Origin of the sequence: Leucobacter sp. gxy201 (assembly GCF_051043335.1) — a bacterium.
Classification (GTDB): domain Bacteria; phylum Actinomycetota; class Actinomycetes; order Actinomycetales; family Microbacteriaceae; genus Leucobacter.
This window is the reverse complement of the sequence record NZ_JAMXWS010000001.1, coordinates 455652-479747: the sequence shown is the minus strand read 5'-3', so window position 1 is coordinate 479747 and position 24096 is coordinate 455652. Positions and strand designations below refer to the sequence as shown.

The 24096-nt window shown below is 69.6% G+C and carries 21 protein-coding genes; 9 read left to right on the top strand and 12 right to left on the bottom strand.

Annotation, left to right across the window (positions count from 1 at the left end; all coding sequences use genetic code 11):
• Nucleotides 1-4: 4 nt before the first annotated feature.
• On the top strand, nucleotides 5-943 hold the full coding sequence (locus NHL51_RS02190) for an ABC transporter ATP-binding protein (RefSeq protein WP_434141506.1): 939 nt from the start codon (nucleotides 5-7) through the stop codon (nucleotides 941-943).
• Entirely contained in the window at nucleotides 943-2109 is a 1167-nt protein-coding gene (locus tag NHL51_RS02185) for an ABC transporter permease (RefSeq protein WP_434141504.1), read from the top strand. Before NHL51_RS02190 ends, NHL51_RS02185 begins: the two co-directional genes overlap by 1 nt.
• A gap of 22 nt (nucleotides 2110-2131) precedes the next feature.
• On the opposite strand, the gene NHL51_RS02180 is transcribed toward NHL51_RS02185, so the two are convergent.
• Both NHL51_RS02180 and NHL51_RS02175 read right to left on the bottom strand, forming a co-directional pair.
• On the bottom strand, nucleotides 2132-2818 hold the full coding sequence (locus NHL51_RS02180; RefSeq protein WP_434141502.1) for a uracil-DNA glycosylase: 687 nt from the start codon (nucleotides 2816-2818) through the stop codon (nucleotides 2132-2134).
• Nucleotides 2819-2828: 10 nt separating this feature from the next.
• Complete coding sequence (locus NHL51_RS02175; RefSeq protein WP_434141500.1) at nucleotides 2829-3596, bottom strand: SDR family oxidoreductase; 768 nt, start codon at nucleotides 3594-3596, stop codon at nucleotides 2829-2831.
• A gap of 170 nt (nucleotides 3597-3766) precedes the next feature.
• On the opposite strand from NHL51_RS02175, the gene NHL51_RS02170 reads away from it, so the two are divergent.
• The 3 genes from NHL51_RS02170 (at nucleotide 3767) to NHL51_RS02160 (ending at nucleotide 7213) form a co-directional block, all read left to right on the top strand.
• Nucleotides 3767-5089, top strand: a complete 1323-nt coding sequence (locus NHL51_RS02170; protein ID WP_434141498.1) for a bifunctional o-acetylhomoserine/o-acetylserine sulfhydrylase — start codon at nucleotides 3767-3769, stop codon at nucleotides 5087-5089.
• 224 nt (nucleotides 5090-5313) lie between these two features.
• Complete coding sequence (metX, locus tag NHL51_RS02165) at nucleotides 5314-6519, top strand: homoserine O-acetyltransferase MetX (RefSeq protein ID WP_434141496.1); 1206 nt, start codon at nucleotides 5314-5316, stop codon at nucleotides 6517-6519.
• A gap of 109 nt (nucleotides 6520-6628) precedes the next feature.
• Nucleotides 6629-7213: a hypothetical protein gene (locus NHL51_RS02160; RefSeq protein WP_434141494.1), complete on the top strand. Its 585-nt coding sequence runs from the start codon at nucleotides 6629-6631 to the stop codon at nucleotides 7211-7213.
• 65 nt (nucleotides 7214-7278) lie between these two features.
• On the opposite strand, the gene NHL51_RS02155 is transcribed toward NHL51_RS02160, so the two are convergent.
• Nucleotides 7279-8325: a hemolysin family protein gene (locus NHL51_RS02155; RefSeq protein ID WP_434141491.1), complete on the bottom strand. Its 1047-nt coding sequence runs from the start codon at nucleotides 8323-8325 to the stop codon at nucleotides 7279-7281.
• A complete protein-coding gene (locus NHL51_RS02150; RefSeq protein WP_434141489.1) occupies nucleotides 8322-9686 on the bottom strand; it encodes a hemolysin family protein in 1365 nt (454 codons plus the stop codon). The genes NHL51_RS02155 and NHL51_RS02150 overlap by 4 nt, the downstream gene beginning before the upstream one ends.
• Before the next feature lie 322 nt (nucleotides 9687-10008).
• On the opposite strand from NHL51_RS02150, the gene NHL51_RS02145 reads away from it, so the two are divergent.
• The 3 genes from NHL51_RS02145 (at nucleotide 10009) to NHL51_RS02135 (ending at nucleotide 16534) form a co-directional block, all read left to right on the top strand.
• The gene (locus NHL51_RS02145) at nucleotides 10009-13632 is read left to right on the top strand and encodes a multifunctional oxoglutarate decarboxylase/oxoglutarate dehydrogenase thiamine pyrophosphate-binding subunit/dihydrolipoyllysine-residue succinyltransferase subunit (protein ID WP_434141487.1); all 3624 of its coding nucleotides are present in this window, start codon (nucleotides 10009-10011) and stop codon (nucleotides 13630-13632) included.
• Nucleotides 13633-13743: 111 nt separating this feature from the next.
• Complete coding sequence (locus tag NHL51_RS02140; protein ID WP_434141485.1) at nucleotides 13744-15300, top strand: aldehyde dehydrogenase family protein; 1557 nt, start codon at nucleotides 13744-13746, stop codon at nucleotides 15298-15300.
• Nucleotides 15301-15340: 40 nt separating this feature from the next.
• Entirely contained in the window at nucleotides 15341-16534 is a 1194-nt protein-coding gene (locus NHL51_RS02135; protein WP_434141483.1) for an MFS transporter, read from the top strand.
• On the opposite strand, the gene NHL51_RS02130 is transcribed toward NHL51_RS02135, so the two are convergent.
• Genes NHL51_RS02130 through NHL51_RS02120 form a run of 3 tightly spaced genes read right to left on the bottom strand, consistent with a single transcriptional unit; the run spans nucleotide 16522 to nucleotide 19335 of the window.
• Nucleotides 16522-17058 carry a helix-turn-helix domain-containing protein gene (locus NHL51_RS02130; RefSeq protein ID WP_434141481.1) on the bottom strand — a complete coding sequence of 179 codons (537 nt, stop codon included), beginning with the start codon at nucleotides 17056-17058 and terminating at the stop codon, nucleotides 16522-16524. The two genes, NHL51_RS02135 and NHL51_RS02130, sit on opposite strands and share 13 nt — an antisense overlap.
• Nucleotides 17059-17082: 24 nt before the next feature.
• Entirely contained in the window at nucleotides 17083-18318 is a 1236-nt protein-coding gene (locus tag NHL51_RS02125; protein WP_434141479.1) for a DUF819 domain-containing protein, read from the bottom strand.
• A 12-nt stretch (nucleotides 18319-18330) separates the two neighbouring features.
• The gene (locus NHL51_RS02120; protein WP_434141477.1) at nucleotides 18331-19335 is read right to left on the bottom strand and encodes a dipeptidase; all 1005 of its coding nucleotides are present in this window, start codon (nucleotides 19333-19335) and stop codon (nucleotides 18331-18333) included.
• Nucleotides 19336-19490: 155 nt separating this feature from the next.
• On the opposite strand from NHL51_RS02120, the gene NHL51_RS02115 reads away from it, so the two are divergent.
• Nucleotides 19491-19865 carry an META domain-containing protein gene (locus NHL51_RS02115; RefSeq protein ID WP_434141475.1) on the top strand — a complete coding sequence of 125 codons (375 nt, stop codon included), beginning with the start codon at nucleotides 19491-19493 and terminating at the stop codon, nucleotides 19863-19865.
• Here the strand turns inward: NHL51_RS02115 and NHL51_RS02110 are convergent.
• The 5 genes from NHL51_RS02110 to NHL51_RS02090 are packed head-to-tail and all read right to left on the bottom strand — an operon-like array spanning nucleotide 19853 to nucleotide 24091.
• Nucleotides 19853-20785 carry an ROK family protein gene (locus tag NHL51_RS02110; protein ID WP_434141473.1) on the bottom strand — a complete coding sequence of 311 codons (933 nt, stop codon included), beginning with the start codon at nucleotides 20783-20785 and terminating at the stop codon, nucleotides 19853-19855. The genes NHL51_RS02115 and NHL51_RS02110 overlap by 13 nt on opposite strands.
• The gene (locus NHL51_RS02105) at nucleotides 20782-21528 is read right to left on the bottom strand and encodes a GntR family transcriptional regulator (RefSeq protein ID WP_434141471.1); all 747 of its coding nucleotides are present in this window, start codon (nucleotides 21526-21528) and stop codon (nucleotides 20782-20784) included. Before NHL51_RS02105 ends, NHL51_RS02110 begins: the two co-directional genes overlap by 4 nt.
• Nucleotides 21528-22331, bottom strand: a complete 804-nt coding sequence (locus NHL51_RS02100) for a 6-phosphogluconolactonase (protein ID WP_434141469.1) — start codon at nucleotides 22329-22331, stop codon at nucleotides 21528-21530. Before NHL51_RS02100 ends, NHL51_RS02105 begins: the two co-directional genes overlap by 1 nt.
• An 18-nt stretch (nucleotides 22332-22349) precedes the next feature.
• Nucleotides 22350-23180 (bottom strand): carbohydrate ABC transporter permease, encoded by an 831-nt coding sequence (locus NHL51_RS02095; RefSeq protein WP_434141467.1) that lies wholly within the window; start codon nucleotides 23178-23180, stop codon nucleotides 22350-22352.
• Nucleotides 23177-24091 carry a carbohydrate ABC transporter permease gene (locus tag NHL51_RS02090; RefSeq protein ID WP_434141465.1) on the bottom strand — a complete coding sequence of 305 codons (915 nt, stop codon included), beginning with the start codon at nucleotides 24089-24091 and terminating at the stop codon, nucleotides 23177-23179. The genes NHL51_RS02095 and NHL51_RS02090 overlap by 4 nt, the downstream gene beginning before the upstream one ends.
• Between the last annotated feature and the right edge of the window lie 5 nt (nucleotides 24092-24096).

Genomic DNA, 24096 nt, shown 5'->3' with positions numbered 1-24096 from the left:
GGCCATGGAAGCCGCAACCGCCGCACCGGTGATCGTGGCCGACGGGCTCGCGCGCTCGTTCGGCGGGGTCGACGTGGTGCGCGACGCGTCGCTCGCGGTGCACGCCGGCGAGATCACGGCCCTCGTCGGGCCGAACGGCAGCGGCAAGACGACCCTGCTGCTCATGCTGGCGACGCTGCTCGCGCCCGACCGCGGCACGGTGCGCATCGCCGGTCACGATGCCGCGAGCGACCCCGCCTCGGCACGTGCTGCGCTCGGATGGATGCCCGACGCGCTCGGCTCGTGGCCGACGCTGACCGTGCGCGAGACGCTCGTCGCCGTCTGCGGCATGTACGGCATCCGCGGCGCGGCGGCCGAGGGTCGCGTCGCCGAGCTGCTCGCCCTCGCAGACCTCGACGGTCTCGCCGCGCAGCAGACCCGCACGCTATCGCGCGGCCAGAAGCAGCGCCTGAGTCTCGCCCGCGCGGTCGCGCACGGCCCTCGCGCGCTGCTGCTCGACGAGCCGGCCGCGGGCCTCGACCCGGCGGCGCGCCTTGCGCAGCGCGACCTCCTGCGCCGTCTCGCCTCCGAGGGCACCGCGATCCTCGTCACGAGCCACGTGCTCGACGAGCTCGACGAGCTGGCCTCGAACGTCGTCTTCCTGCACGACGGCAGCACCTCGCCGACCGCGGTCGTCGAGGCGGCGCTGCGCCCGGGCCGCAGCTGGCGCATCCGGGCGCTCGACGCCGGCGCGCTGCACGCCGCGCTCGCGCAGCTCGGCGTGACCGCGGAGACCCGGCAGACGCTCGCGGGCACGAGCCTCACCGTCGAGCTCGCCGACGAACCGGCCGCGGCCGAGCTGCTGAGCCGATTGGTCACGCTCGGAGTGCCCGTGATCGGCTTCGGGCCCGCCTCGAGCGCGATCGAACAGGCGTTCGTGCACCTCTCGGCGGAGGAGGCATGATGAGCGGCCGGGGAGAGAGCCGGCCGGTCATGACCGGCCGTGCCCCGGACCGCCTCGCCGTGAGCCGCCCGGGCTTCTGGCGCGGCCTCCGGCTCATCGCCGCGCTCGAGCTGCGGCAGCGCATGCGGTCGCGCGCCCTACTCGTGCTCGCGATCGTCTGGTTCGTCATCATCGGCGCCGTCACCCTGCTCGCCTGGGCGACGCTCTCGGCGATGCTCGGGGCCGCCGGAGCCGAGACCGACGGGTACCCGCTGTTCTCCCTCATCGTCGCCTTCGTGCTGCTCTTCGGCACCCTCGTCGCCCCCGCCATCTCGGCAGGTTCGATCGGCGCCGAGCGCGGCCAGGCGACGCTCGCCACCACCCAGGTCACGCTGATCGGCCTCTGGCAGATCCTGCTCGGCAAGGCCCTCGCGGCCTGGATCACCGGCATCGCTTTCCTCGTCATCGCGGCGCCGTTCGTCGTGTTCAGTCTGCTGCTCAGCGGCACCGGCGCCGCCCAGCTGTGCTTGGCGCTCGTGGCGCTCGCCCTGCAGATCGGCGTCTTCACCGCGATCGGGGTCGGCCTGTCGGCGATGATCCGCTCGCAGGTGTTCGCCATCGTCATGGCCTACCTCATGGTGGCGCTGCTCTCGGTCGGTACCCTCATCGGCTTCGCCCTCGCGAGCGGCGTGACGACGAGCTACCACGAGGTCGAGAACCGCGCATTCACATCGGAGTACTACGCCGCCACCGCGGAGTGCACCGACGAGGCGTGCTGGCAGGCGGTGCCCGAGGAGTGCGAGACCCGCATCGACCGGGTGCCCTACGTGCCCACCGACCGGCTGTGGTGGATTCTGGCGCTCAACCCCTACGTCGTCGTCGCCGATATGGTGCCGCCGCAACTCGACCGGTACCGCACTCCCAACGACCTCTTCGGCGGCATCGCCTACACGGTGCGCTCGTTGCAGCAGGCCCCGGCCGCGCCGACCGGGTGGAACGACTGCGCGCCCGAGAACCGGGTGCCGCTCGAAGTCGACCCCACCGACGAGGTCTTCGAGAGCACCGTGCCCGTGTGGTGGATCGGCTTCGGCCTGCAGCTGCTGCTCGTCGCAGGAGCCCTCTGGGGCGGCTATCGCCGGCTCGACACCCCGGCGAAGCGGCTGCCGCGCGGCTCGCGCATCGCCTGAGCGATGCTGCAGAACGGACCCGCTACGCGAGCGACCAGTCGATCGGCGGCGACCCCTGCGCCGCGAGGGCCGCGTTTGCGCGGCTGAACGGCCGCGACCCGAAGAACCCGCGCGATGCCGACAGCGGCGACGGGTGGGGGCTCTCGATGCACGGGACGTCGCCGAGCACGGGCGCGAGCGCGCGGGCATCGTTGCCCCACAGGATCGCGACGAGCGGGCCGCCGCGCGAGGCGAGCGCCCGGATCGCTGCAGCGGTGACGGTCTCCCAGCCCTTGCGCCGGTGCGAGGCGATCTGCCCGGCGCGCACGGTCAGCACGCGGTTCAACAGCATGACACCGCGATCGGCCCAGGCCGTGAGATCGCCGTGGTCGGCGGGCGCGATGCCGAGATCGTCGTGCAGCTCGCGGTAGATGTTGCGCAGGCTGCGCGGGATCGGCCGCACCTCCGGCTGCACGGCGAACGCGAGCCCGATCGAGTGGCCGGGGGTCGGGTACGGATCCTGCCCCACGATGAGCACCCGCACATCGGCGAGCGGCCGCTCGAATGCGGCGAGGATGCGCCGCTCGGCGGGCAGAACCTGCTCCCCCGCAGCGCGCTCGGCATCCAGAAACGCCTCGAGCTCGGCGAGAGTGCCGCGCACCGGCGCGAGAACCTCGGCCCAGTCGGCTGCGATGCCGCTCCCGAGGGCCCCGCCCGCCGTCATCGCCATGCGTCGCGTCTCAGATCTTCGGCACCAGCGGGCCGCGGTGCGTATGGAACACGCTCGACTGCGCGACCGGGCGCAGCACGATGAGATCCTGATTGATGTGCGGCGCCTGCTCGAATGCGCCGACGAGCACGCTCGCCACGTCCTCCGCGGTCAGCGGCGTGACATCGGCGTACGGCTTCGCGGCCGCGGCCGCGTCGCCGCGCAGACGCTTCAGCGTGAACTCCTCGGTGTGCACGAGCCCGGGTGCGAGCTCCATCACGCGGATCGGCTCGCCCGCGAGCTCGAGGCGCATGACCTCGGTGACGGCGTGCGCCGCATACTTCGCCGCGTTGTAGCCCGCACCGCCCGGGTAGGCGTTGAGCCCGGCGGTCGAGGTGAGATTCAGGATCGAAGCCCACCCCGTCTGGCGTGCGCCCTCGCGCAGCACCGGCAGCATGGCGGCCGTGACCGCGCGCAGCCCGAGCACGTTCACCTCGAACATGCGCCGCCAGTCCTCGTTCGACGAGTGCTCGACCGATTCGGTGCCGATCGCACCGCCCGCGTTGTTGACCAGGCCGGTCGCGCCGCCGGTGGCCGCGACCTCGCCCGCGAGCCGCGATACCTGCTCCTCGTCGGTCACGTCGCAGACGATCGGGTACGCGCCGGTCTCCTCGGCGAGCTCGCGGAGCCGATCCTCGCGCCGCGCGACCGCGACGGTCTGCCAGCCGAGCTCCGAGAACCTGCGCACCGAGGCCGCGCCGATGCCCGAACTCGCTCCTGTGACGACCACTCGCTGCATCCGAGTCTCCCTTCATCGACGGCTCCGTCTGCCGGCGCCTCCCACCCTATCGCCCGGAGAACATTACACTTCGTGTCGCGGCCCCTTGCCGTTCGCGATCGCTCTGCATACTCTCGTGAGCGTTGCCGTTCCGCACGCGACCCCCCGATTCCACTCACCGAGGAGTTTTCATGACCGACCAGACCGCCTGGGGCTTCGAGACCAAGCAGATCCACTCGGGCCAGGAGCCCGACCCGACGACCGGATCGCGCGCCCTCCCGATCCACCAGACCACGTCGTTCGTCTTCGACAGCACGCAGGTGGCGGCCGACCGCTTCGCACTCGCCGACCTCGGCCCGATCTACACCCGCATCGGCAACCCGACGCAGGATGCCGCCGAGGCGCGCATCGCAGCCCTCGAGGGCGGCACCGCGGCGCTGCTGCTCGCCAGCGGCCAGGCCGCCTCGACCTTCGCCGTGCTCAACATCGCGAACGCCGGCGACCACATCGTGTCGTCGTCGTCGATCTACGGCGGCACCTACAACCTCTTCAAGTACACCCTCGCGAAGCTCGGCATCGAGGTCACGTTCGTTGAGGATCAGGACGACGTCGCGGCCTGGCAGCGCGCCGTGCGCCCGAACACGAAGCTCTTCTTCGCCGAGAGCCTCACCAACCCCCGCTCGAGCGTGCTCGACATCCGCGCGGTCGCCGACGTCGCGCACGAGAACGGCCTGCCGCTCATCATCGACAACACCGTCGCGAGCCCCTACTTGATCCAGCCCCTCAAGCACGGCGCCGACATCGTGCTGCACTCGGCCACGAAGTTCCTCGGCGGCCACGGCAATACCATCGGCGGCGTCATCGTCGACGGCGGCAAGTTCGCGTGGTCGCAGAACGTCGAGAAGTTCCCGGGTCTCACCGAGCCCGACCCCTCGTACAACGGCGTCAGCTACACCGAGGCCGTCGGCGACGGCATCGCCTACATCATCAAGGCGCGCGTGCAGCTGCTGCGCGACCTCGGCTCGGCGATCGCGCCGCTCAGCGTCTGGCTGCTGCTGCAGGGCATCGAGACCCTGTCGCTGCGCATGGAGCGCCACGTGCAGAACGCGCAGGAGATCGCGGAGTGGCTCGACGCCCACGACGACGTCGCGGCCGTCTACTACTCGGGCCTGCCCACCTCGCCGTGGTACGCGGCCGCCAACGCCTACGCTCCGAAGGGCGTCGGCGCGGTGCTGTCGTTCGAGCTGAAGGGCGGCGTCGACGCCGGCAAGGCGTTCGTGAACCACCTCGAGCTGTTCAGCCACGTCGCGAACATCGGCGATGTGCGCTCGCTCGTCATCCACCCGGCCTCGACGACGCACTCGCAGCTCACCCCCGAGCAGCAGCTCACGGCCGGCGTCACTCCGGGCCTCGTGCGCCTCTCGGTCGGCCTCGAGCACATCGACGACATCAAGAGCGACCTCGAGCTCGGCTTCGCCGCCGCACGCGAGGTCGTCGCGTCCGCCCGCGCCTAGTTCTCGGTCATTAGGCTCCGGCTCCGGCTCCGGCTCCGGCTCCGGCTCACGATATGTGATCGGCCGCATCTATGTTCTCCCGTCGCGAGGCGGACATATATGCGGCCTTTCGCATGCGTCGGGGCGGGCCCGGGCCGGGCGATCCCTGGAGAAACCGCCGCTCGCGCCGCCGGCCGTCGTAACATTGCCGCGACGCCCCGGCATCGCGGGCAGAATAGGGAGCTATGGACTGGCAGACGCCCGAGGATTCGTTTCCGACCGACTTCATCACCGACGCGCAGCTGCGGGCGCTCATGGGCCGCCCCCCGATCTCGGGCGGCTGGCGCGACGGCGACCCGGTCGGCGACCGCGGATTCGTGCCGGTCGGCGCGCTCACGACCGAATCCGGCGATGAGCTGCCCCACGTGCGCATCGCCTACGAGACCTTCGGCGAGCTCAACGAGGCCCGCGACAACGCCGTACTGGTGTTCCACGCGCTCACCGGCGACAGCCACATCGCGGGGCCCGCGACCGCAGGCCACCCGACCGACGGCTGGTGGTCCGAGATCGTCGGCCCCGGGCTCGTGCTCGACACCTCTCGATTCTGCATCGTCGTGCCGAACGTGCTCGGCGGCTGCCAGGGGTCGACGGGCCCGGGTTCGCTCGACCCGACGGGCCGCGAATGGGGCGGCCGATTCCCGTACCTGACCATCAGGGATCAGGTCGCGGCGACCGCCCGCTTCGCCGACGCGCTCGGCATCGACCGTTTCCACACCGTCATCGGCGGCTCGATGGGCGGCATGCACGCCCTCGAATGGGGCATCGCCCACCGCGACCGCGTAGAGCGCCTGGCCGTCATCGCCGCTCCCCCGGTGACGACCGCCGACCAGATCGGCCTGAACCTCGTGCAGCTCGAAGCCATCCGTTCGGACCCCAATTACCACGGCGGCGACTACTACGACGCGCCCGACGGCAAGGGCCCCCACCACGGGCTCGCGACCGCGCGCCGCCTCGCGCTGCTGAACTACCGCTCGAACACCGAGCTCGATGAGCGCTTCGGCCGCTCCTGGCAGTCGGCGGTGAGCCCGCTCGGCGCGGGCGGCCGTTTCGCCGTCGAATCGTACCTCGACTTCCACGGCAACAAGTTCACGCGCCGCTTCGACGCGAACAGCTACCTCACGCTCGTGCAGGCGATGAATTCGCACGATGTCGGCCGCGGGCGGGGCGGCGTCGCGGAGGCGCTCGCGGCGCTCGACATGCCGCTGCTCGTGCTCGGCATCCCGAGCGACCGCCTCTTCACGCTCGAGGGGCAGGACGAGATCGCGCGGCACGCGCCGGGCAGTCTCGACGGCGATCTCGCGACCCGCATCGACTCGCCGTTCGGCCACGACTCCTTCCTCATCGAGTTCGAGATGGTCGGCGCGCAGCTCGCCCGACTGCTCGCGGAGTGACGCCGAAGCGTTCTCCCGACGTTCTCACAAGAGCTTCACACATTCCGGTCGTAGGCTCGGCCCAGTACTGTTCAGATCCGCCCTCGGGTCAGATTCGACTGGAGCCCCTTTGCACGTGATTCGAGCCCCGCGCACGGTCACGGCTGCGGCGATCGCAACAGTGCTGCTGCCGCTCGCTCTGAGCGGGTGCTCCGCGGCCGTCGCGGCGCCTTCCGAGCACCTCGCCGAACTGCGAGCGGCTCGCGATTCGAACCTGCTGGCGCTGCCGACGGAGCAGGTGTACGAGCTCTCGGAGTTCACGATCACCGCGCCGAGCGCCCTCGCCTCGCTGAGCGATGCGGCGCAGTCGGGCTTCCGCTACTCGGGTGCGATCGTGCTGAGCGACGACATCATCACCGACGCCGAGTTCGACTTCGGGGTGACCGGCCTGCAGAGCGCGAGCTTCGTGCTCACCGAGCCGACGACGCTGCGCCGGGCCGAGAACGAGACCGGGCCGGCCTACGCCGTCGGCGAGCTGACCATCGGCGATCACCCGCCCATTCCGACGATGGTGAAATTCACGCCGACGACGCTGGAGATCGACGAGCTCGTGTTCGACATCGACTTCGACCTGCCGAGCGAACTGCCGTTCGAGCAGAGCGCCGCGACCGTGCAAGATCTCACGGCGCGCATCGCACTCACCGCCGCGCCCTGACGGCGACGGGACGCGGCGGGCACGACGCACCGCACCCGCCGCGCTCTGAGCAGGCCCCGTACCGCCTACTCGTAGCGGCGGCGGCGCGTCGCGTCGTGCACCTCGCCGACGAGCTCCTCGATGATGTCCTCGAGGAAGACGACGCCGAGCTCGCGCCCATCGCTGTCGCAGATGCGCGCGAGGTGGATGCCGCCGCGCTGCAGGCTGCTCAGCACGTCCTCGAGGTCGGCGCCCCCCGGGAAGGTGACCATCGTGCGGATGCGCTTCGCCGGGATCGGCTGGGCGATGCGATCCTCGCCGAGGCGCACCAGATCCTTGATGTGCACGTAGCCCTCGAGCTCGCCGCCGGGGCCCGCGATCGGGTACCGCGAGAAGCCGTGCCGGGCGACGGCCGCTTCCACGTCCTCGGGCGTCGCGCCCTCGGGCAGCACGACCAGCCGATCCGAGGTCACGAGCAGGTCCGACGCGTGCTTCGTCGTGAACTCGAACGCGGCGGAGAGCGCCCCGCTGCGGTCTTCGAGCACGCCCTCGCGCGTCGAATGGCTCACGATGCTCGCGACCTCCTCGAGCGTGTAGGTGCTCGTGGTCTCCGACTTCGGCTCGACGCCGAACAGGCGCAGCGCGCCGTTCGCGACGGCGTTGAGCGACGCGATCACGTGCCGCAGCAGTCGCGAGATCGCCACGAGCGGGGGCGCGAGCAGCAGCACGGCCCGGTCGGGCACCGAGAACGCCGCGTTCTTCGGCACCATCTCGCCGAAGACGACGTGCAGGTACGACACGATGACCAGCGTGATCACGAACGCCGTGACCGATACCGCCTGCGTCGAGAGCCCCGTCCACTCGAGCGGCCCCGCGAGCAGGTGGTGGATGGCGGGCTCGGACACGTTCAGGATCAGGAGCGAGCACACCGTGATGCCGAGCTGGCTGGTCGCGAGCATAAGCGTCGCGTGCTCCATCGCGAAGAGCGCGGTCTTCGCGCTCTTCGAACCGGCCTCGGCGCGCGGTTCGATCTGCGACCGACGGGCCGAGATGACCGCGAACTCCGCCGCGACGAAGAAGGCGTTCGCGACGAGCAGCACCACGAGCCAGAAGATTCCCATCCAGTCGCTCATGCCGCGCCTCCGTTCGTCGCACCCGCGCCGCCGGCATCGCCGCCCGCGTCGCCCTGCGTCTCGGGCAGCGCGGGGGCCGTGAACCTCACGCGCGAGATGCGGCGGCCCTCGAGCCGCGTCACGGTCAGGGTGCCGCCGCCCTCGAGGTCGACCGAGTCGCCGACCTCGGGCATGCGGCCGAGCTCGAGCAGCACGTAGCCCGCGATCGTGTCGTAATCGTCGTTCTCGGGGATGTCGATGCCCGTCTGCTCTTTCACCTCGTCGGGGCGCAGATTCGCCGGGAAGGTCATCTCGGTGGCGGTGCCGATCACCCCGGCCGAGGCGCGGTCGTGCTCGTCCGCGACCTCGCCGACGATCTCCTCAACCAGATCCTCGAGCGTCACGATGCCCGCCGTGCCGCCGTACTCGTCGACGACGAGAGCGAACTGAAAGCCGCTGCCGCGCAGCTCTTCGAGCAGCTGATCGAGGCGCATCGTGTCGGGCACCCGGAGGACCTCCTCGGCGAGCGCCGCGACCGGCACCTCGGCCCGCTTCGCCCGCGGCACGGCGACGGCCTGCTTCACGTGCACGATGCCGACGACGTCGTCGCGGTCGTCGTCGATGACGGCGAAGCGCGAGAACCCGCTGCGACCCGAGAGTTCGAGCACGGCCTGCGCGGAGTCGAGCCGGTGCAGGCTCTCGATCTTCAGACGGGGGGTCATCACGTCGCCGGCGGTGAGCTCGGCGAACCGCAGCGTGCGATCGAGCAGCGTCGCCGTGTCGGCCTCGAGCAAGCCGGCGCTCGCCGAATGGCGCACGAGCGACGAGAGCTCCTCGGCCGAGCGCGCACCCGACAGCTCCTCCTTCGGTTCGATGCCGATCGAACGCAGGATGCCGTTGGCGCTGCCGTTCAGCGCCAGCACCGGCAGCTTGAACACGGCCGTGAACGCGGCCTGCGCCGGCATCACGAACTTCGCGGTGGCCAGGGGCCGCGAGATCGCGAAGTTCTTCGGGACGAGCTCACCCGCGATCATCGAGAGGATCGTGGCGACGATGACCGCGACCGGGGCGCTGATCGTACGGCGCAGCTCTTCGGGCACGCCGAGCGCGCCGAGCGGGGCGTCGAGGAACCCGCTGATCGCGGGTTCGAGCGTGTAGCCCGCGAGCAGCGTCGTCAGCGTGATGCCGAGCTGCGCGCTCGAGAGATGGGTCGACGTGCGCGCGAGACCGCTGATGACGCGGTCGAGTCCGCGCTCGCCGGAGTCGCGGCGGCGTTCGATATCCTGCCGGTCGAGCGCGACGAGCGAGAATTCCGCGGCGACGAAGATGCCGGTGCCCGCGGTGAGCAGAATTCCGATGAGCAGGAGCACCCAGTCGTTCACCGGGTGCACCTCGGAAGGAAGAGGGGCCGCGCGTCAGCGCGGCTGGTACTCGGGGGGTCTGAGGGTCTTCGGGAGTCTGCATCCATAGCCTTCCCCACTTTACCAGCCCGTACGGGCGATGCCCTGAGAAAAGCTCCGAACATCGAAGAGGAAAAGGCGTAGGCTTGTCGGAGGCATTGGGCTATGGAGCCGCCACCCCGGCTGCATCGCCGCCACGCATCGGCACAAACGAGAGGACGTCGCTTTGGCGGAGCGCACGGAGACCCCCGTACAGGGCGGTTCCGCAGAAGATTTTGGTGCAAACGCTTGGCTTGTCGAGGAGATGTGGAAGCAATTCCAAGTCGACAAGAACTCGGTGGATCAGGCATGGTGGCCGGTCCTCGAGCAGTACGGCGCTGCACAGCAGGCACCCGCGGCCCCGGCAGCCCCGGCTCCGGCGCCGCCCGCGGCCCCCGCTGCAGCGGCTCCCGCCGCTCAGGCAGCGGCTGCACCGGCCCGCACCACCAACGTCGCGCCGCGCACGGCCCCGATCCCTGCGGATGCCCCGCGGGCGAAGGCAGACGCCGGCACCTCGGATGACGAGGCGGTCGATCAGGTGACGCCGCTGCGCGGCATGCCGCGCACGCTCGCCAAGAACATGGACCAGAGCCTCACCGTGCCGACCGCGACCAGCGTGCGCACGGTGCCGGCGAAGCTGCTCATCGACAACCGCATCGTCATCAACAACCACCTCCGCCGCAGCCGCGGCGGCAAAGTGTCGTTCACGCACCTCATCGGCTGGGCGCTCATCCAGACGCTGAAGGAGTTCCCGAGCCAGAACGTGTCGTACGCGGAGGTCGACGGCAAGCCGTCGATCGTCGTGCCCGCGCACGTCGGCCTCGGCATCGCGATCGATCTCCCGAAGCCCGACGGCAGCCGCTCGCTGCTCGTGCCCGCCATCAAGCGCGCCGAGACTCTCGATTTCAACGAGTTCCTGAGCGCCTACGAAGACCTCGTGAAGCGAGCCCGCGGCGGCAAGCTCGAGGCCGGCGACTTCGCCGGTGCGACGATCTCGCTCACGAACCCGGGCGGCATCGGCACGGTGCATTCGGTGCCGCGCCTCATGAAGGGCCAGGGGTCGATCATCGGCGTCGGCGCGCTCGAGTACCCCGCCGAGTTCCAGGGCGCCTCCGAGGACGTGCTCGTCAACCTCGGCATCTCGAAGACGATCACGCTCACCAGCACCTACGACCACCGCGTCATCCAGGGCGCCGGTTCGGGCGAGTTCCTGAAGAAGGTGCATGAGCGCCTCATCGGCGGCCACGACTTCTTCGAGGACATCTTCGCCGCCCTGCGCATCCCCTACAAGCCGGTGCAGTGGGCCTCCGACATCCACGTCGACGTGTCGGGCGCGGTCGACAAGACCGCGCGGGTGCAGGAGCTCATCAACTCGTTCCGCGTGCGCGGCCACCTCATGGCCGACACCGACCCGCTCGAGTACGTGCAGCGCACTCACCCCGACCTCGAGATCGAGAGCCACGGCCTCACCTTCTGGGACCTCGACCGCGAGTTCGTCACCGGCGGCATCGGCGGCAAGCGCACGATGAAGCTGCGCGACATCCTCGGCGTGCTGCGCGACTCGTACTGCCGCAAGATCGGCATCGAGTACATGCACATCCAGGATCCGGAGCAGCGCCTGTGGCTGCGCGAGCAGCTCGAAGTGCCGTACGCGAAGCCGAACCACGACGAGCAGATGCGCATCCTCGAGAAGCTCAACGAGGCCGAGGCCTTCGAGACCTTCCTGCAGACCAAGTACGTCGGCCAGAAGCGCTTCAGCCTCGAAGGCGGCGAGTCGGTCATCCCGCTTCTCGACGCGATGCTCATCGATGCGGCAGAGGACGGCGTCGACAGCGTCGACGTGGGCATGGCCCACCGCGGCCGCCTCAACGTGCTCTCGAACATCGCCGGCAAGACCTACGGCCAGATCTTCCGCGAGTTCGAGGGGGCGCAGACCCAGAGCCGCGGCTCCGGCGATGTGAAGTACCACCTCGGCACCTCCGGCGTGTTCACCGCGCCGAACGGCACCAAGGTCCCGATCCACCTCGCCGCCAACCCCTCGCACCTCGAGACCGTCGACGGCGTGCTCGAGGGCATCGTGCGCGCGAAGCAGGACCTGAAGCCGATCGGCTCGTTCACGACGCTGCCCGTGCTCATCCACGGCGACGCCGCGATGGCCGGTCAGGGCGTCGTGTACGAGACGCTGCAGATGTCGCAGCTGCGCGGCTACCGCACCGGCGGCACCATCCACATCATCATCAACAACCAGGTCGGCTTCACGACCCTGCCGCGCGATTCGCGCTCGGCGGTGTACTCCTCCGACATCGGCAAGGTCGTGCAGACCCCGATCTTCCACGTGAACGGCGACGACCCCGAGTCGGTCGTGCGGGTGGCGCGCCTCGCGTACGAGTTCCGCCAGCGATTCCACGTCGACGTCATCATCGACCTCGTCTGCTACCGCCGACGCGGCCACAACGAGGGCGACGACGCATCGATGACGCAGCCGCTCATGTTCGACCTGATCGAGGCGAAGCGCTCGACCCGCCGTCTGTACACGAGTGCCCTCGTCGGCCGCGGCGATCTCACCGAGGAGCAGTACGAGCGGGCGAAGGAGGACTTCCAGAGCCGCCTCGAGCGCGCTTTCATGGAGACGCACGCCGCGCAGACCGGTTCGATCCCCGTGATCGACCAGAGCGGCATCTCCGCCGGCGCCCCCGCCGAGTCGAACGCGGCCTCGACCGAGGTCATCCCGACCGGTGTCGACCGGGCGATGATCGAACGCATCGGCGATGCGCACCAGAACAAGCCCGAGGGCTTCACGGTGCACCGCAAGCTCGACCAGCTGCTCAAGAAGCGCACCGAGATGAGCCGGTCGGGCTCGATCGACTGGGGCTTCGGCGAGCTGCTCGCCCTCGGTTCGCTGCTCATGGAGGGCACGGCCGTGCGCTTCGCCGGCCAGGATGCGCGCCGCGGCACCTTCGCCCAGCGCCACGCCGTCTTCCACGACCGTCTGAACGGCCAGGAATGGATTCCGCTCCTGAATCTCTCGGAGGATCAGTCGAGGTTCTGGATCTACGATTCGCTGCTCGCCGAGTACGCGGCACTCGCCTTCGAGTACGGCTACTCGCTGCAGCGCGAGGACGCACTCGTCGTGTGGGAGGCGCAGTTCGGCGATTTCGCGAACACCGCGCAGGCCGTCATCGACGAGTACATCGCGGGCGCCGAGCAGAAGTGGGGCCAGCAGTCCTCCGTCGTGATGCTGCTGCCGCACGGCTACGAGGGACAGGGCCCGGACCACTCGTCGGCCCGCATCGAGCGCTTCCTGCAGCTGTGCGCCGAGGACAACATGGTCGTCGCCGAGCCGACCACGCCGGCCAACTATTTCCATCTGCTGCGCCGCCAGGCGTACGCCCGCCCCCGCAAGCCGCTCATCGTCTTCACCCCGAAGTCGATGCTGCGCCTGCGCGGCGCGACGTCGGACGTCGAGGACTTCACCGAGGGCCACTTCCGCCCCGTGATCGACGACCCGACCATTGCGGACGCGTCGACGATCGAACGGGTCGTGCTCGTCTCGGGCAAGCTCTACTACGACCTCGCGACGGCGCTCGAGCGGGGCCCGGACCCGCGCATCGCGCTCGTGCGCATCGAGCAGTACTACCCGATGCCGACCGCCGAGCTCGGTCGCGTGCTTGCCCGCTACCCCGACGCCGAACTGGTGTGGGCGCAGGACGAGCCCGAGAACCAGGGCGCATGGCCGTTCATCTCGCTCATGCTCGCGAAGCACCTCGCGAACGACCGCATCCGAGTCGTGTCGCGCGCCGCATCCGCCGCCCCCTCGACGGGCTCCGCCAAGGTGCACGCGGTCGAGCAGGAGCGGATCGTCGCGGAGACCTTGCGCTTCGAGGCCTAGACGCCACCCACCCGGCTGAGCCTGTTCCCGCGATCGGATCGCGGGAACAGGCTCAGCCGCTTTCGATAGAGAACGCGAGCGGTGCAGCGCACCGCCGGAAGGATCCCGAGCATGACCGATCAGCGAGAGCACATCGCCCTCTCCCCCGAACTCGAGGCGGTGGTCTCCCGGGCCGCAGCGGCCGCCCCGGTGCTGGCCGGCACCGCACCCGAGCAGCGCGCCCGGGCGCTCGTCGCCATCGCCGACGCGCTCGAGGCCGCGAAGCCCTGCCTCGTCGAGATCGCGGCCCGCGAGACCGGGCTCACCGAGGCACGGCTCACGGGCGAGGTGACGCGCACGGCGGTGCAGCTGCGGCTGTTCGCCGACGAGGCGGTCGACGGCGACTACGCCGGCGCGCGCATCGACCCGGCCGATGCCGACTTCGTGCTCGGGGCGCGCCCCGACATCCGCCGCGCGCACTTCCCGCTCGGCCCGGTCATCAACTTCTCGGCCTCGAACTTCCCGTTCGCGTTCTCGGTGATGGGCGGCGACTCGGCCTCGATCATCGCGGCGGGCTGCCCGCTCATCGTGAAGGCCCACGAGGGCCACCCGGAGCTCTCGGACGCCACGGCCGAGATCGCGACGGCGGCCATCGCTTCGGCCGGCCTTCCCGCGGGCGCATTCCAGCTCATCCACGGGCGCGAGGCGGGCGTCGCCGTGCTCCGCGACCCGCGCATCGCGGCGGGCGCGTTCACGGGATCCATCCCCGGCGGCCGCGCCCTCGCCGACATCGCGGCGTCGCGCCCCGCGCCGATCCCGTTCTTCGGCGAGCTCGGCAGCATGAATCCGGTCTTCATCACCGCGGCCGCGCTCGCGGAGCGCGCGGAGGGGATCGCGGCGGGCTACCTCACGAGCGTCTCCGGCTCCGCCGGCCAGCTCTGCACGAAGCCCGGCATCGTGTTCGTGCCGGAGGGGTCGGGCTTCACGGAGGCGGTGGCCGCGGCCGCGGCCGCGGCCGACGGTCTCGCCGAGCACCGGCTGCTCGGGCCGCGCATCGCCGCGGCCTTCGCCGCCAGGCGGGACGCGGTGCTCGCCGCCCCCGGCGTGCGAGCGGTCGTACCGGGGGCGCTGCGCTTCGACGCCGACGAGCAGGGGTGGGCCGCTGCGACGATCGCCTCCGTGCCGCTCGCGGAGCTGCGCGCCTCGGCCGACGCGCTCGTGGAGGAGGCCTTCGGGCCGCTGTCGATCATCGTCGAGGTGCCCGAGGGCACCGATCTCGCCGCCCTCGTACCCGAACTGTTCGAGGGCAACCTGTCGGGCACCGTGCACCTCGGAGGCGAGGAGGCCGCGGGTGCGAGCGAGAACGTCGCCGAGCTGCAGGCGCTCGTGGCGGCGCTCGGACGCCAGTCGGGTCGGGTGCTCTTCGACGGCTGGCCCACCGGCGTGGCAGTGACGCCGGCGCAGCAGCACGGCGGCCCGTGGCCCGCGACAACGAACGACGCGAACACCTCGGTCGGCACTTCGGCGATCACCCGCTTCCTGCGCCCGGTCGCCTTCCAGAACGCGCCCGCCGCGTTCCTGCCCGACGTGCTGCGCGACGACAACCCGCGCGGCGTCGCGCAGACGGTCTCCCCCGCGGGCGCCTCGCGCTCCTGGGGCAGCCGCTGGGCGCTCCCGGCGACCGCGTAGCGCGGGCGGACGGCACCCGGGCGATGATGGCGGTGCGACGATGACGCGACGAGACGGCACGCTGCGCCCGACCATCGGCGTCGCGCTGATGTTCGCGAGCAACGGCGCGCTCTTCGCGTCGCTGCTCCCCTGGTACCCGCTGCTCGTCGAGCGGCTCGCACTCGATACGGCGGCCTTCGGCCTGGTCGTCTCGGCGTTCGTCGCCGGCGCGATCGTCTCGTCGGCGCTGCCCGCCCCGCTCGTCGGGCGCTTCGGCCCCATTCCGGTCTCGATCGGCTCGACGCTGCTGCTCGCGGCCGGCCTCGCCGCGGCCGGGTTCGCGGGCGCCCCCTGGATGCTCGCGGCCTGCCTCGGCGCGATCGGCTTCTGCGACGCGATCGCCGACGTCGCCCAGAACGATGCCGCTATCACCGTGCAGCGCAGGCGCGGACGGCAGATCATCTCGTCGATGCACGCCATGTGGAGCCTCGGCTGCGTCGCCGGCGGAGCCCTCGCCACAGCGGCGGCCGCGGCCGGACTCGGCATCGGCGCCTACCTCATCGTCGCGGGCGGCACGGGGGCGGCGCTCGTGATCACCGGCGGGGCCATGACCCTACGCTTCACCGGGAGGGCCCGCGTGCGCGAAGCGGGCGGCGGCGCAACGGGCGCCGAGCAGCCGTCCCCGAGCCGGCGCCGCATCATGGTCGCCATCGCCCCGCTCGTCTGCATCGGCCTCTTCGCGACCGTGGTGGAGGACATCGCGAACAACTGGGCCGCGCTCTCGGCCGTCGCGGTGGGCGGAAGCCCGCCCGCCGTCTCGGGCATCGCATACACTCTCATGATCGGCAGCCAGTGCCTCGGCCGCTTCACCGGCGACCCGCTCATCGATCGCTACGGCCGGGCACGGGTCGCGCGCTTCGGCGGCATCCTCATCGCCGCGGGCGGGCTCGCCGTGGTCGGTGCCGAGGGCCGCCCCGTGCTGCTGTTCACCGGCCTCGCGCTCGCGGGCTTCGGCTCGGCGACGCTCATCCCGAGCGCGTTCAGCGCCGCCGCCGAGGTGCCGGGGCTCAGGCAGGGCACAGCGCTCACGCTCATCGGCTGGCTGATGCGCGTCGGCGCCGTCGTGGCGAGCCCCGCGATCGGCCTGTTCGCCGGTGCCGCCTCACTGCGCTGGGCGCTCGGACTGCTCGTGATCGTCGGCGTCGCTGTGGCGCTGCTCGCGCGATCCCTGGACGAGCACCGCTACAGAGCCTGACCCGTCATCGCCCACACCGACACCGTCACCTCGTCGGAGTCGTTGTGCAGGCGGTGCGGCAACGTGCTCAGATATCTGATGCTGTCGCCCGGGCGGAGCACGTGCTCCTCGCCCGCGAGCGACACGGTGAGGATGCCCGAGAGCACGAGACCGCACTCCTCGCCGGTGTGCTGCACCTGGTGCCGGTTGTGCGTGCCCGGCTCGAGATGGATCATGAGCATCTCGACGCCGCCGTGATGGCTGGGCGTCAAGAACTCGTAGCGCGAGCGCGAGTCGGGGAAGTTCATCACGCGCCGTTCATCGGCGCGCACGATCTGGAACTCCTCGGCGTCGTCGACGACGAGCATCGACAGCGGGACTTCGAGGCCCTTGCAGATCTTGTAGAGGGTGGTGAGGGTGGGGTCGGCCTTGCCGCGCTCGATCTGGCTGATCATGCTCAGGCTCACGCCCGATCGCTCGGCGAGATCCTTCAGCGTCAGATCCTGCTTCTGGCGCAGCTCGCGCAGCCTCGTGCCGTCAAACATCGGCCGACCCCAGTGACACCATGCCTACATCATGCCAGCAAATGTGACCCCTACCGCGGTGCCGAGGTAGTTGCCGATGAGGTAGCCGACGGTGCCGACGACGAGGATCGGGCCGACGAGGTTCTTCCACCCCTTCGCGATGGCCATGGCCGCGGCGGTCGTGGGGCCGCCGATGTTCGCGTTCGAGGCAAGCAGGATCTGCTCGAGATCGAACTTGAACAGCTTGCCGAGGCCGAGCGAGAGCGCGAGGTTGCATGCGACGATGATGAACACGAAGACGAGCAGCAGCGGCGCGTTCTGCACGATCAGCGGGATCGAGGCGGGGATGCCGATCACCATGAAGAAGAGGTAGATGAGGAAGGTGCCGATCTCCTGGCTGCCCGCGATCGACTTGAAGTAGCCGGGGAAGAGCAGCATGGCGACGAAGGTGAGCGTCGTCAGCACGAGGTACTTGTCGCCGAAGATGCCGGTGAGCAGGTTGAGCCAGACGTTGTCGCCGTCGCCCGTCGGGATGATGCCCGCGAAGAACTCGGCGAGCTTCGTCGAGACGGCGAGCAGGAAGATCGCGGTGCCGATCGAGAGCGCGATGTCCTTGAGCGAGATCTCCTTGCGCCCCCAGTACTCGGCCGCGACAGTCTCGGTGCCGTCGTCACCGGCCGCGGCGGCGTCGCGCTCGACCGCATCCTGGTGCGGGGTCTGGTAGCGCTTGCGGAAGAACGACATGGCCGGGATCGCCATGAGCACGACGAAGAAGAGCGCCATCATGAGATTGTCGGCGACGATCGTGGCCGAGACCATCTCGCCGGGGGTCTCGAACTTGCCGGCCATCGCGGCGAAGTTGACTCCGCCGCCCGTGTACGACGCGGTCATCATGGCCGCGATCTTGTCGAGGTACGGGATGTGCTCGCGCAGCAGGAAGAAGCTCAGGATCGCGCCGGCGACGGTGCCGACCGTCGAGATCAGGAAGATGAGCAGGAGCCTGCGGCTCTCGCGCCACATCTGCCGCAGGTCCACGTGGAAGAGCAGCAGCGGGATGGCGAGCGGCAGGATGAATCCCCAGACCGCGTCGTAGACCGAGGATTCGGTCGGGATCACGTTCAGGTTCGACAGCGCGAGCGCGCCGATGAGGGCGATGATGGCGCCGGAGATGCGGCTGGCCCACTTGTATCGCTGCTCGAGCACGATACTGATGGTGGCCCAGACGATGATGATCGACCACAGTGTGAGCGTGTCATCGGGTTGGATCAGTGTGTCTGTCATGGGAGGTGGTACCTACTTCCTTGTAGCGGGTGCGGTTCGGGTGAGCCACTGCGTGGCGTTGACATGGGCGATCTGGGCGATCTCGATTTCGGAGAAGCCGCGTGCCGACATGCGCTCGATCAGAGCGGGGATGTCGCGGTGGCTCTCGAGCCCCCGGGTGCGGCCGCCCATGAAGGAGCCGCCGTGCTCGGTCGGCAGGAAATCGAGGAAATCGAAGCCGAAGCCGACGTGGCGCACGCCGATGAGGCTGCAGATGTGCACGGCGTGGTCGATGAACGCGTCGAGGTTCGGGTCCTCCTCGTCCACGAACGCGTAGTAGGCGTTCAGGCCGATGAGCCCGTCGCGTTCGGCGAGCGCCTGGAGCTGCTCGTCGCGCAGGTTGCGCTCGTGCGGGCAGCGGGCGAATGCGTTCGAGTGCGAGGCCATGATCGGGGCCTCGGTCGCCTCGAGCATCCCCCAGAACGAGTTCACGTCGAGGTGCGAGACGTCGAGCGCCCAGCCGCGCTGCTGCATGGAGCGCACGACCCGGCGGCCGGCGGCGCTGAGTCCCGGCTCCGGGCTCGGATGCGCGGCCCCCGTGCCCGAGGCGAGTGCGTTGTTGTCGTTCCAGACGAGCATCGCATGGCGGATGCCGTTCTCGTGCAGCTGCTGCATCTGCTCGTCGACGGACTGCTCGCTGTCGAGCACGGCGTCGGTCTCGAAGAAGTTCATCCCCTCGAGGCCGAGCACGATGTTGATGCGCCCCTCGGGCGCGTCCGCGAGCTGCGCCGGTTCGGCGACGATGTTCGCGTGCTCGCTGCGGGCGAGGTCTGCGAGCACCCGCGACCGCAGATCCCTGAAGCGCGGGCTCGCCTGCCGCAGGTGGCGCTCCTCGACCCAGAACACGCAGATCACGGTGTCGACGCCGCCGGCGCGCAGTGCGGGATAATGGAGGCGGTCGAATACCTGTCGTTCGCCCTGGGACACCCGCCAGGCGATGTCGGTGAAGACATCCGAATGCAGGTCTACGATCTTCATAACACTCCGTCGTGCCGTCGCTGCGGCGCCCCGCGGCGCGCTGCTCCAGTCAAGTTTCAATAAACATCAAATAATTTCAACATACTAAAACTAGCACAGCGGATGCCCGGTTCCGACCCGCGCGCCTCCGGCGTGCCCCGTCTATGCTGAGCAGCATGAAGATTCTCCTGCGCACGACCGCCCTCGCCGCAGCGGTGCTCATCGGACTCTCGGCATGCGCGTCGCCCTCGGGCGAACTGATCGGCACGTGGGGCGACCCGGATGCGCAGGCGACGCCGTCGCTGGAGTTCAGCGGCACGGAGGGCTCCGGCGACTACTCCGGTACCGACGGGTGCAACTCGGTCGGCGGGTCGTTCACCGTCGAGGACGGCAGCATCGACCTCGGACTCATGCGGTCGACGCTCATGTTCTGCGAGGGCGTCGACACGTGGCTCGTGCAGGCGCGCACGGCGGAGCTGTCGGGCGATACCCTGACCCTGTTCGACGAGAGCGGCGCCGAGATCGGCGCGCTCGAGCGTCACGCGGGCTGAACGAGCCCCCAGGCGCGCGCGGCCGCACCCAGCAGAGCCGAGCGCTTGCCGCACGTCGCCGTGATCAGCGGCGCGCCGCCGGCCCGGTGCACGGCACGGGATTCATAGCGCGCTCGCGCCGCATCCATCACGGGAGTCTCAGCGGACCCGAGACCGCCGCCCACGATGATCGCGCCCGGATCGAGCAGCTCGAGCGCATCGGCGAATGCATCGCCCAGCGCCTCGCCCGCAGTGCGCAGCACCTCGGCGGCGACATGATCACCGCTGTTCGCTCGGCGCACGAGCTCGGGCCCGGGCAGGCGCTCGCCGGTCTCCGCTTCGTAGCGTACCGTCAGTGCCGTCCCCGACGCGAACGATTCGAGATTGGCCCCCGATCCGATCACCCGTTCGCCGAGTGCGATCGCCTGGCCGCGCGCACCGGCCCAGGGCCGCCCGTCGATCACGAGCGTCGACGACAATCCCGTGCCGAGGGAGACATAGAGGAACGAGCCGAGGCCTCGCCCCGCGCCGAAGCGCAGCTCCCCCAATGCTCCCAGTCTCACGTCGGAGTCGAGCACCGCCGGCACTACGCCGGCACTCGGGCTCGAGAACGCCTGTGTCGCGCGTCGCAGCAGTGACTCAGCGGGCTGGCGCTGCCAGGTCAGCACCTCCGAGGTACTGACCGTGCCGTCGGCGGCGACGTACTCCGGAGCCCCGGCCGCCACGGCGACCGGATGCACGCCCGCTGATGCAGCGAATTCGCAGCCGAACGCGAATGCACGATCGAACTCGTCCGTGCTGCCCGGTTCGACGGCAGCTTCGGGCGCCGCCCCGGGACGTGTCGTCTGCTCGGATTCCAGGAGGACCGAGCCCGCACGATCGACGAGGCCGACGAGCGTCTTGGTGCCCCCGATATCGATGGCGAGAACAGTCCCGTTCATGCGCCGACCGATCTGAACAGGGTCGCGTGGAACTCGTACGCGTCGGGACGGTAGACCACTCGGCCGAGAAGCCTCGGCACGCCATCGATCGCTCCCGCGGTCTCCTCGCCCACGAGCACCGGGGACCCGGAGTCGATGCCGAGCCTTCCGGCGTCCTCTGCGGCCGCGCCTTCTGCGCGTACCGCGTAGTCGCTGCGCACGATCACGACTGCACTGCGTGCTTCGAGAACCGCATACAGGGAGGCATCGACGAAGTCATCGCGCGTCGCACTCGGCATCAGCGCCACCGGCATCACGGTGTAGTCGACGCAGGCGGGGTTCTCGTTGAGCGTGCGCAGACGTACGAGATCGAAGACCTCGTCACCGGGGGCGAGGCGGAGTCTGCGCGCTTCCTCGAGCGTCGCGGCTCGGCGTGCGAAGTCGATCACTTCGGCGCCGGCGCGGAGCCCTCGCTGTTCGGCCATCTCGGTGAACGAGAGCAGATCGACCTTCTCCTCCATATGCGGGGCGGTGACGAACCAGCCCCGCCAGGGCGATGCCTCGAGCTGCTGCTCGTCGGCGAGTACGCCGAGCGCGTCGCGGAGCACGGCTCGGCTCACTCCGACAGCGACTGCGAGCTCGCGCTCGCCCGGCAGTTTGCTCCCCGGCGGGTAGACGCCCGAGTCGATCAGCTCCATGATGCGACGGCGAGCGCCGGAGGCCGCCCTCCCGAGCTCCCTCGCGCTGCTCGTCGCTTTCGTCATCAGGCGCGATCTCCGGCAGCTGCGGCGTCGCTGTGCAGCACGGCGCCATCGATCAGGCGATACACCGTCGCAGGCCAGCTCGGGTCGTACCCCTCGCCGTCGGCCAGCTTGCCGAATGCGGACTGCTTGTCGGCCCCGACGAGTACGAGGGCACCCGCCTTCGAGAGCTCGGCGATCGTCGCGATACCGACCGTGACCCCGTGCGTCGGCACGGCATCGATCGAGGGGAAGTCGGGGAAGGTCGCGAGGTTGTCGCGACGAGTCTGCTCGGCGAGCTCGACGATACGGGAGCGGGAGTCGACCGGCGACTCCGGTGGATTGAATGCGACGTGACCGTCGCCGGCGCCGCTCGCGATGATGAAGAAGTCGATACCGCCGGCGTCGCGGATCCGGCCGTCGTATGCGGACGGGTCGGCCGGATTCGGGAACCAGACGTTCGCATCGGGAACCCGGTGCTCTTCGGGCACCGCACGGTTCAGTACGGCCTGGATGTCCTCCCGAGCGAAGCGACGGCACGAGTTGTGCGCGTCGGCCGGGATGTGATCCCAGCCGCCATCGACTTCCTGCAGGTAGTCGTCCATCATCACGATGACGAGCGAACCGAGATCGAGACCGCGGTTAGCGGCTTCATCGGCGAGCGCCGCATACGTCGTCTGCGGCGAGCGCCCCCCCGGGCAGCCGAGCAGGAAGCGCCCGCCTGCCGCGATCTTCTCGCTCATACGATCAGCGATATCGGCGGCTACTGCGCTGCCCAGTGTTTCGGCGTCCGGGTGGACGACGATCGGATTGTGCGGGTTCGACATCGCGTCGCTTCCTCTCAATTATTCTTTGACTGCACCGGCGGCGATTCCATTGATGAATCGTCGCTGGAAGATGACGTAGAAGATCAGGATGGGCAATGCCACGAGCACGGCCGCGGCTGCGGTCACGCCCGGGTCGAAATTGCGCGTACTGCCGGCGAAGAACGAGAGCGCGAGCGGCGCGGTCTGCACGTCCGGGTTCTGCGGCACGAGCACGAGCGCCATGAGGAACTCGTTCCAGGTGTAGAGGAACAGCAGCGTGCCGAGGGTGGCGATGCCCGACCCGGAGATCGGCACGTACACGCGCCAGAGCGCGCCCCAGTGCGTATTGCCGTCGACGCGGGCTGCCTCGTTCAAAGACTTCGGGATGTTGCTGTAGGTCGTGCGCATCCAGAGCACTCCGAGCGAAACCGAAGTCGCGATCTGAGGCAGGATCAGGGCCCAATAGGTATTGAGCAGCCCCATGCCGTCGAGCAGGTAGTAGAGCGGGACGATGATGCCCTCGTACGGCACGATGAGCCCGACGAGCAGCACCGCCATGATGAGCGATTTGCCGGGGAAGCGCAGCACGACGAACGCGTAGCCCGCGAGCATCGAGACGATGAGCGCACCGACGACCACACCGACGGCTACGACGAGCGAAGACCAGAGCGCGGAGCCAAAACCGCCGCGGGTCCAGGCCTCGATGAAGTTCTCGAATGTGAAGGCGGGAGGAATCACCTGCCCGGGACGACGCGCGTCCGCGGGCGTCACCGACAGCATCAGGATCGAGAAGAACGGATAGAACGCGAGGATGGCACCGACGATCAGTACGATGTAGCCGATGATGCGTTCGTGGCGTGCGACCTTCATCGGTTCCCCCGATCGTCAGGGCGGGTGAGATACATGACGAGGCCGACCACGGCGAAGATGAGCAGCATCAGGATGATGGCGATGGCCGAGGCGCGGCCGACGTGGTGCGCAGTGAACGCCTCGCGATAGATGAAGTACGACGGCACGGTCGTCGAGTTGCCGGGGCCGCCCGCCGTCGTGTTCCAGACGATATCGAAGTTGCGCAGCGCTGCGGTGATGAGCAGCACGAGAGCGACCTGAATTTCGCCGCGGAGCCCCGGGAGGGTCACGGTGAAGAACTCGCGTACGGGACCGGCCCCGTCGAGACGCGCCGCCTCGTAGAGCTCGCCGGGGATACCCTGCAGGCCGCTCACGAAGAGCACGAAGGCGAGGCCGAACATCGCCCAGGTGCCGATGATGCCCACCGACGGCAGCGCGGTGCCGAAATCTCCGAGCCAGCTGCGCGTCAGCGCGTCGAGGCCGACCGCGCGCAGTGCCGAGTTCAACGGGCCGGTCTCGGCGAAGATCCATCGCCACGCGATGGCGATGACGACGGTCGAGAGGATGTACGGCATGAAGAGCACGGCGCGGAAGAACGCGAGGCCCTTCACGCGGAAGCGCGACACGATGCCGACGATGAGCAGCGCCAACGCGATGGGCAGCAGCGCGTAGAAGACGACGAACACGAACGAGTGCGCGATCGCTTCCCAGACCTTCGGGTCGCCGAGCACGTCCGCGAAGTTGCCGAGACCGACCCAGGTGCTCGGGCCGATGCCGTCCCAATCGAAGAACGCGATCCACGCGGATTCGATCGTCGGCCGCAGCAGGAACCAGGCGTAGAAGACCAAGGCCGGGAGGAGGTAGAGATAGGCGTCCCAGTCGTACCGGCGCAGGAGAGAGCGCCGGTTCCGGGTTCTGGCTGTTGTATGCATGTCCG

Bases quoted from the DNA above. Each gene is read 5' to 3' on its own strand.
- NHL51_RS02190 (WP_434141506.1), top strand. From the start codon at position 5: ATGGAAGCCGCAACCGCCGCACCGGTGATCGTGGCCGACGGGCTCGCG.
- NHL51_RS02185 (WP_434141504.1), top strand. From the start codon at position 943: ATGAGCGGCCGGGGAGAGAGCCGGCCGGTCATGACCGGCCGTGCCCCG.
- NHL51_RS02180 (WP_434141502.1), bottom strand. From the start codon at position 2,818: ATGGCGATGACGGCGGGCGGGGCCCTCGGGAGCGGCATCGCAGCCGAC.
- NHL51_RS02175 (WP_434141500.1), bottom strand. From the start codon at position 3,596: ATGCAGCGAGTGGTCGTCACAGGAGCGAGTTCGGGCATCGGCGCGGCC.
- NHL51_RS02170 (WP_434141498.1), top strand. From the start codon at position 3,767: ATGACCGACCAGACCGCCTGGGGCTTCGAGACCAAGCAGATCCACTCG.
- metX (WP_434141496.1), top strand. From the start codon at position 5,314: ATGGACTGGCAGACGCCCGAGGATTCGTTTCCGACCGACTTCATCACC.
- NHL51_RS02155 (WP_434141491.1), bottom strand. From the start codon at position 8,325: ATGAGCGACTGGATGGGAATCTTCTGGCTCGTGGTGCTGCTCGTCGCG.
- NHL51_RS02145 (WP_434141487.1), top strand. From the start codon at position 10,009: ATGTGGAAGCAATTCCAAGTCGACAAGAACTCGGTGGATCAGGCATGG.
- NHL51_RS02140 (WP_434141485.1), top strand. From the start codon at position 13,744: ATGACCGATCAGCGAGAGCACATCGCCCTCTCCCCCGAACTCGAGGCG.
- NHL51_RS02135 (WP_434141483.1), top strand. From the start codon at position 15,341: ATGACGCGACGAGACGGCACGCTGCGCCCGACCATCGGCGTCGCGCTG.
- NHL51_RS02130 (WP_434141481.1), bottom strand. From the start codon at position 17,058: ATGTTTGACGGCACGAGGCTGCGCGAGCTGCGCCAGAAGCAGGATCTG.
- NHL51_RS02125 (WP_434141479.1), bottom strand. From the start codon at position 18,318: ATGACAGACACACTGATCCAACCCGATGACACGCTCACACTGTGGTCG.
- NHL51_RS02120 (WP_434141477.1), bottom strand. From the start codon at position 19,335: ATGAAGATCGTAGACCTGCATTCGGATGTCTTCACCGACATCGCCTGG.
- NHL51_RS02115 (WP_434141475.1), top strand. From the start codon at position 19,491: ATGAAGATTCTCCTGCGCACGACCGCCCTCGCCGCAGCGGTGCTCATC.
- NHL51_RS02110 (WP_434141473.1), bottom strand. From the start codon at position 20,785: ATGAACGGGACTGTTCTCGCCATCGATATCGGGGGCACCAAGACGCTC.
- NHL51_RS02105 (WP_434141471.1), bottom strand. From the start codon at position 21,528: ATGACGAAAGCGACGAGCAGCGCGAGGGAGCTCGGGAGGGCGGCCTCC.
- NHL51_RS02100 (WP_434141469.1), bottom strand. From the start codon at position 22,331: ATGTCGAACCCGCACAATCCGATCGTCGTCCACCCGGACGCCGAAACA.
- NHL51_RS02095 (WP_434141467.1), bottom strand. From the start codon at position 23,180: ATGAAGGTCGCACGCCACGAACGCATCATCGGCTACATCGTACTGATC.
- NHL51_RS02090 (WP_434141465.1), bottom strand. From the start codon at position 24,091: ATGCATACAACAGCCAGAACCCGGAACCGGCGCTCTCTCCTGCGCCGG.